This window comes from Phenylobacterium sp. SCN 70-31 (assembly GCF_001724605.1).
Taxonomy (GTDB): domain Bacteria; phylum Pseudomonadota; class Alphaproteobacteria; order Caulobacterales; family Caulobacteraceae; genus Phenylobacterium.
The window spans coordinates 1-6708 of sequence record NZ_MEEX01000058.1; the positions used below are offsets into that span (position 1 = coordinate 1).

At 65.4% G+C, this 6708-nt stretch carries 7 protein-coding genes; 5 read left to right on the forward strand and 2 right to left on the reverse strand.

What is annotated here, in order from left to right:
• The 5 genes from ABS78_RS23575 to ABS78_RS23595 all read left to right on the forward strand — a co-directional run.
• Window positions 1-110: multicopper oxidase domain-containing protein (locus ABS78_RS23575; protein ID WP_293385597.1), on the forward strand; the 110-nt coding region annotated here is incomplete at its 5' end.
• The gene (locus tag ABS78_RS23580; protein WP_293385579.1) at window positions 107-1309 is read left to right on the forward strand and encodes a copper resistance protein B; all 1203 of its coding nucleotides are present in this window, start codon (window positions 107-109) and stop codon (window positions 1307-1309) included. The genes ABS78_RS23575 and ABS78_RS23580, both read left to right, overlap by 4 nt.
• 529 nt (window positions 1310-1838) lie before the next feature.
• Window positions 1839-3017: an acyltransferase gene (locus ABS78_RS23585; RefSeq protein WP_293385582.1), complete on the forward strand. Its 1179-nt coding sequence runs from the start codon at window positions 1839-1841 to the stop codon at window positions 3015-3017.
• Window positions 3018-3034: 17 nt separating this feature from the next.
• Entirely contained in the window at window positions 3035-3505 is a 471-nt protein-coding gene (locus ABS78_RS23590) for a DUF411 domain-containing protein (RefSeq protein ID WP_293385585.1), read from the forward strand.
• Window positions 3506-4075: 570 nt separating this feature from the next.
• Window positions 4076-4234 carry a hypothetical protein gene (locus tag ABS78_RS23595; RefSeq protein ID WP_293385588.1) on the forward strand — a complete coding sequence of 53 codons (159 nt, stop codon included), beginning with the start codon at window positions 4076-4078 and terminating at the stop codon, window positions 4232-4234.
• Window positions 4235-4287: 53 nt separating this feature from the next.
• Here ABS78_RS23595 and ABS78_RS23600 read toward each other — a convergent pair whose 3' ends face one another.
• Both ABS78_RS23600 and ABS78_RS23605 read right to left on the reverse strand, forming a co-directional pair.
• A complete protein-coding gene (locus tag ABS78_RS23600) occupies window positions 4288-4725 on the reverse strand; it encodes a DUF1775 domain-containing protein (protein ID WP_293385591.1) in 438 nt (145 codons plus the stop codon).
• A 96-nt stretch (window positions 4726-4821) separates the two neighbouring features.
• Window positions 4822-6708, reverse strand: a 1887-nt coding sequence (locus ABS78_RS23605) for a CusA/CzcA family heavy metal efflux RND transporter (RefSeq protein ID WP_293385594.1), incomplete at its 5' end; no start/stop codon positions are given.

A 6708-nucleotide genomic window follows, 5' to 3' on the forward strand; every position in this document is an offset into this window, starting at 1 on the left:
TCACGGCGGATCCGGGAGATTGGGCCTTCCACTGTCACATGCTCTACCACATGCACGGCGGGATGTTCCAAGTGTTCAGCGTGCGGCCGCTCGACGGAGCCGCCGCATGAACCGGCTCGCTCTGATCTCGCTGGTCCCCTTGGCGTTGGCGTCACCTGTCACGGCGCAGACTATGGACCATTCCTCCATGCCGGGCATGGCCATGCCGGCCGAGCCGTCAAAACCGGCTCAGAAAGCCCAACCGAAGGCAAAGGCCAAGCCAGCGGCGCCGGCCCGCCGTGCCGCGTCGCCAAAGGCGCCCGCGAAGCCGGCGGCGGCCGCCGACGCGCATGCCGGCCACACCATGCCGGGCGGCGCAGCCCCGATGGACCATTCGGCGATGCCAGGGATGTCGATGCCTGCCCCGTCGCCGGGGGCAGATCGCAGCGCCATGCCGGGCATGACCATGCCGGCCGCTCCCGCGCCGCAGGACCATGGCGCCATGCCAGGGATGACGACGCCGGCGCAGGCCGCACCCGCCGATCATGCCGGCATGGCGGGGATGAACAGCGCTCCGGTGGCGACAGCCGACATTCCGAAGACGCCGCCGCCGCCGCCGCCGACGGACCGGGCGGCCGACCGCTTCTTCTCGCCGGCCGCCATGGATAGCGCTGTTGCGGAACTGCGCCGCGAGCACGGCGCGGTTATAACCTCGAAGTTCATGACCAATCTGGCGGAATACCAGGCGCGCAAGGGCGCGGATGGTTATACTTGGGACGGCCAAGCTTGGTTTGGTGGCGACATCAACCGCTTCGTGCTCAAGAGCGAAGGGGAGGGGACCCGCGGCGAAGGCGTCGAAGCCGCCGAGCTGCAGGCGCTCTATTCCCGCGCGGTCGGCGTCTACACCGATGTCCAGGTGGGGATCCGGCAGGACTTTGAACCGCGCAACCGGACCTATGCGACCGTGGGCTTCGAGAGCCTTTTCCCCTATTGGTTCGACGTCGAGGGCGCCGCCTTCCTCTCCAACAAGGGCGAACTCCTCGGGCGCATCGAAGGCGCCTACGACGTGCGGCTGACCAACCGCCTGATCTTGCAGCCGCGGGCAGAATTCAATTTCGCCGCGCAGAACACCGCCGAGACGCGGACCGGCTCTGGCCTGTCTAACGCTGAGTTCGGGCTTCGCCTGCGCTATGAGGTGCGTCGGGAGTTCGCGCCCTATATCGGCGTCTCCTGGGACCGGAAGTTCGGCAAGACCGCGGACTATGCGCGCGCGCTCGGCGAAGACGCCGAAGCGACGAGCTTCGTCGTGGGTATTCGCGCCTTCTTCTAGCTCCGCAGTTCGTAGGGGAAGCGCCTCGGCAATGTTGAGGCGATAGGCGCAACTCTTAACCCAAAATCGGGGGAATTGTGCCGCGCCTGTCGCTTCAACTGCACAAATGGATCGCCTTGATTGTCGCGATCCAGGTGGTCGGCTGAGTCGCCGGTCGCCTAATCATGAACTTCGGGGTCTCGCGCCACTATTACTACCCTCTGATCTTGACCGCCGCATTCGCCCACGGTGGTGACCGGCATCGTCCTGCTCCTGTTGCGTGCCTCCGGACCAACCTTCGGGGGCTCTCGGCGGGTTCGCCTCGGCAAGGTCTCGCAGGCTGCCTCTATCGATCAGAGGCCCGGCTCCTAAGTCCCCAGCGCAAGCCGCCAGAGGCTTACCAGCCCGAGGCGCGCCGCATTGGGGACCCTCGCCCACCGTCCCAGGCTCTGGTCATCGCCGTTGTTTGGGCTGTGCGCTCTTGCTTCAGCTAGCCTGAGGGCCGGGCTCGACCCGGCGCGTATATAGAGAAGCAGGGCGGGGGACCGGCATGGGATCAGATAAGCCGCTTCGACGAGAAGGCTCACCGCTGACGCCCTTCCCGAACAATCTGCCAGCGCTGACCTCGGTCCGCTTTGCGCTGGCCCTCGGGGTGGTGCTTTTCCACTATCAACTCCAGTGGCCCTGGGACTCCATGGCATCGACGGGCCTTCTTGATCGCGCCCGGCTCGGAGTCGACGCCTTCTTCGTCCTGTCGGGGTTTGTCCTTACTCACGCCTACCGTCAGACGCTGGAGGAACGGCGGCTGGACTACCGACGCTTCCTGGCGGCGCGCTTCGCACGCGTCTATCCGGCGCACGTCGCCGTCTTGGCCTTTGTCCTCGTGATGGTCGGCGCGGCGACCCTGATGGGCGCGGAGTATGATCACAGGCTCTACAATCCGCTCGGGTTGCTCACGACCCTGTTGTTGGTGCACGCTTGGTTGCCCGAAACGGTCGTGGCGGAATGGAATGGACCGTCGTGGTCGCTGTCCGCCGAATGGTTCGCCTATCTCGCCTTCCCCGCCTTCGCCTGGGTGGGCCTGGTCCTCGCGCGCCGGCCCTGGGTCCTGCTCGCCCTGTCGGGGCTGGTCTTCCTGGTGCTGGATCTGACCTATCAGGCGGTGTTCGGCGATGTGGTGGTCCACGCCGAACTGAACATGGGCGTGCTGCGGATCATCCCCGAATTCCTCTACGGTATTGGTCTCTACCGACTGGGACAGCGGCTGCGGCCTACGCGGCGATCAGCGATCGGCGCGTCTTGGCTGTCGGCCATCACCCTGCTGGCGCTAATGCACCTCAAGGCGGACGACCGGATCGTCGTGGCCGCCGCCGGGCCCCTGATCCTCAGCCTGGGCCTGCTCTCGAAAGCGAGCGCCGATCGTGCGCTTGCCCAGCCCTGGATGCTGGCCAGTGGCGAGGCCTCCTACGCGCTATATCTGGTTCACATGCCCATCCTGATCGGATGGAAGGGCGTCAACTCCGCGCTCACGCAGCGCCCGAGCGCCTATGTGCTGGCGTGGTGGGAGATCGCCTGCCTGCTCGCGCTCACACTTTTTGCGGCGTTCGCCGTGCACTACTTGTTTGAGGGGCCGGCCCGAACCTGGATCCGGCGCCGAGCTGACCGCCTGTGGCCCGCGCCCGGCTCGCGGGCGGCCATGGCGCCCGGATCACAGCCTCCCGACATCTAGCCAAAGGACGAGACAACATGATTTCCCCGGCGTTCCATCGGCGCGGTCTTCTTGTCTCCGGCGCCGCTGCGCTCTTGGTGAGCAGTTGCGCCCGCGCAGCCAATCCGAAGACTTTGGTCGTCTACAAGACGCCCTATTGCGGCTGTTGCAAGGGTTGGGTGGCCCACATGACTCGCGCCGGCTTTACGCCGACGATCAATGAGCTGGAGGATCTGGCGCCGGTGCGCGCCCGCTATGGCGTGCCGTTCAAACTCTCCTCCTGTCACACCGGGGTCATCGGCGGCTATGTCATCGAAGGACATGTGCCCCCGGACGATGTCGCGCGACTGCTGCGGGAAAAGCCGAAAGCCCTCGGCCTCACGGCGCCGGGCATGCCGATCGGCTCTCCGGGCATGGAAGTTCCCGACCGTCCAGCGGAGAGATTTGACACTCTGCTGCTCTTGGATCGGTCTGGACGGACCCAGGTCTTCGCGACACATGGGGCCTGATTAGCCGGCGTGCGCGAGCGTCGTCTCGCGCCCGGGAGGCCATGAGCCGTCGAGGATGACCCCGTCAAAGCATGGCTGGGCGTCGCCACCGTCCGAGGCTTTCGGATGCCTTCATGTCGATGGGTCGTATTGCGCCCAACTTTCTCGATCTGAGTCGCGCTGCGCGGGCAGCTTTGTTATACTTCAAACATGGAGCGGCTACGGTTCTTCGTCCTCGTGGCGGCGATCCTCACGTTCGCCGTCAGCGTGCCCTTCTCAGTGAACCGCGCGGCCCAATGTCCGTGTGCCGCATCAGCGCCCTGCCACTGCCCGCTCGTGGACTGCAAACTGCTTCCTGCGACCGGTTCGTCCTGCCACTGTTCGGTCTCCGCCTTGTGCTCCGCAATGATTTTCGACCACGCCGCGGACACTGGGTCGAGCGCCTGGCTGACGCCGTCGCGGCTCGATCCGCATGGGCTCCGCCTGGTTCCGCCGCTTCGACCGCCCATCCTTGAGACGACGTTCGCCGCCTGAAGGCGGCCGTTCAAACGCGGCCGGCGTCCGTTGGCCGCAATGTCTCAGGAGAACATCATGAAGATTATTCTGACGGCTTTGAGTGCGCTTTTGCTCGTCACGATCAGCGCCTGCGCCAGCACGAGCGGTGATCGCGTCCACTGGCGTCCGGGGAATTCCAAGTTCACGACCGGATTGAACGCTCCGGCGCCCATCGTGGAGGATTCACATCGGTAGCGGCGATGACCTGGGCGCGGCTTCGGCCGCGTCCAGTGGTCATGCGCGAGCGCTCACTTGGGTAAGACGCGGGTGCGCGGCGCCGGGCGGGCAGGGGGAGCATCGATCCAATCCGCACTGGTTCCATCGGCAAAGCGCTGATGGACTTTCCACTGCACGCCAAAGCTCGGCTCCGTTGGATTCCGCGCCACGACCACCAACTGCTGCCGCCCGCCTGGCGGAATATTGACGCGCCAGGTGACTCCGACAATTCGGTCCGCTGATTTGGTCAGCGTGTACGCGGTCTCCGGACCGTTTACAGAGACGATGGTCATTTCAGGCGGGACCTCAAGTTCGACCGTCGTCGTCGGGCTTTTGCCCTCGGTAGGTACGTTGAACGTGTAGGTTTCCGTTTTTCCGGGCGTGGACTCGCTGGGCGAGACGGTGACATGAGCTTGAGCTGTGACGGGAAGCAGAACGAGCGCAAGCGCCATAGCCGTGAAACGGTTCACTGAAATAACCCCCCAGATTTACGGTCCGAGCTCGGCGCCGGATCAAGCGGCGAGTCTAACCTTGCGAGCGACCAGAGCAAGGGAGAAGCGGCCCCGCTAAAGGCGTCTGCGGCGTAGCAACAGATAGCCTGCCGGAATGACCAGCATCGAAAGGAGTGGCGCGGTGAGCATGCCGCCGATCATCGGAGCGGCGATGCGGCCCATGACCTCCGAGCCGGCGCCATGACCGATGAGCATGGGCGCCAGGCCGGCGATGATCACCGCAACCGTCATCGATTTCGGGCGGACCCGAAGCACCGCGCCGTCGCGAACCGCGTCTTCGAGATCTTGTCGGGTGGGGTTGGGTCCGCGCGCTTCCAAGGCATGCTTGAGGTAGATGAGCATGACGACCCCGAATTCGGCGGCGACACCGGCCAGGGCGATGAATCCGATGCCCGTCGCCACGGACTGGTGGAAGCCCAGCAGGTAGAGCGTCCACAGTCCGCCGGTGAGCGCGAAGGGCAAGGTCCCCATGACGAGCGCCGCTTCATCCCATCGGCCGAAGGTGATGTAGAGCAGGACGAAGATGATCAGCAGCGTGGCCGGAACGACGATCTTCAGGCGCTCCACCGCATGCTGCAGATACTCGAACTGTCCCGAATAGGAGAGGCTGATCCCCGGCGGAACCTTGACATCCTGCGCGACCGCCACCTGCAGATCCTTGACGACCGACGCCAGGTCGCGGCCGCGCACGTCCACATAGACCCAGGTCGAAGGCCGGCCGTTCTCACTCTTGAGCATCGGCGGCCCCTCGGCCACCTCGATCTTCGCGACCGTGCCCAAGGTGATCTGTTGCCCGGAGGGCGTGAAGATCGGCAGCGCGCGCAGCTCGTCCAGGCTGTCACGGATCTCGCGCGGGTAACGCACATTGATCGGATAACGCGCCAAGCCCTCGACCGTCTCACCGACGTTCTCGCCGCCGACGGCCCCGCCGATGATGTCCTGCACGTCGGCGATGTTCAGCCCGTAACGGGCCGCCGCGGCGCGATCGATGTCCACATCCACATAGCGACCGCCCGTGAGCCGTTCCGCAAAGGCTGTGCTGACGCCCGGAACGGTCTTGGCCACGGTCTCTATGCGCTGTGCGATCGCATCGATCTGGCTGAGATTGGCGCCGGACACCTTGACGCCGATCGGGCTCTTGATGCCGGTCGCGAGCATGTCGAGCCGGTTGCGGATCGGCGGCACCCAAACGTTGGTCAGGCCCGCCACCTTCACCTTGCTGTCGAGCTCCTCCACCAGCTTGTCGGGCGTCATGCCCTTGCGCCACTGGCTCTGCGGCTTGAACTGGATCACGGTCTCGAACATCTCGAGCGGGGCTGGATCGGTCGCGCTCTCCGCGCGCCCCGCCTTGCCGAAGACGGTGGCCACCTCCGGTACGGTCTTGATCATCCGGTCGGTCTGCTGGAGCAGCTCGGAGGCCTTCGCCGCCGACAAGCCGGGCAGGGCGGACGGCATGTAGAGCAGGTCGCCTTCGTTCATCGCCGGCAGGAACTCGCCGCCCAGGTGGGTGAGCGGCCAAGCCGTGGTCGCGAAGGCCAAGAGCGCGGCGAGCAAGGTCTTCTTGGGGTGCTTCAGCACCCAATTGATGGCCGGCCGATAGAGGGCGGTCAGCCCCCGGTTCAGGAAGTTCGAATTCTCCGGCGGGATCCGGCCGCGGATCAGGTAGCCCATCAGCACCGGCACGAGGGTGATCGACAGGATGGCCGCGCCGGCCATCGAGTAGGACTTGGTGAAGGCCAGCGGCTTGAACAACCGGCCTTCTTGCGCCTGCAGGGTGAACACCGGCACGAAGGACAAGGTGATGATCACCAGGCTGAGGAACAGCGCCGGCCCCACCTGGGTGGCGGCTTCGGTGACCACCCGCCAGTGCTCGGCGCCTTTCAGCTTCTCGCCGGGATGCTCGTGCTCCCACTGCTCGATGTGCTTGTGCGCGTTCTCGAT

Bases quoted from the DNA above. Each gene is read 5' to 3' on its own strand.
- ABS78_RS23580 (WP_293385579.1), top strand. From the start codon at position 107: ATGAACCGGCTCGCTCTGATCTCGCTGGTCCCCTTGGCGTTGGCGTCA.
- ABS78_RS23585 (WP_293385582.1), top strand. From the start codon at position 1,839: ATGGGATCAGATAAGCCGCTTCGACGAGAAGGCTCACCGCTGACGCCC.
- ABS78_RS23590 (WP_293385585.1), top strand. From the start codon at position 3,035: ATGATTTCCCCGGCGTTCCATCGGCGCGGTCTTCTTGTCTCCGGCGCC.
- ABS78_RS23595 (WP_293385588.1), top strand. From the start codon at position 4,076: ATGAAGATTATTCTGACGGCTTTGAGTGCGCTTTTGCTCGTCACGATC.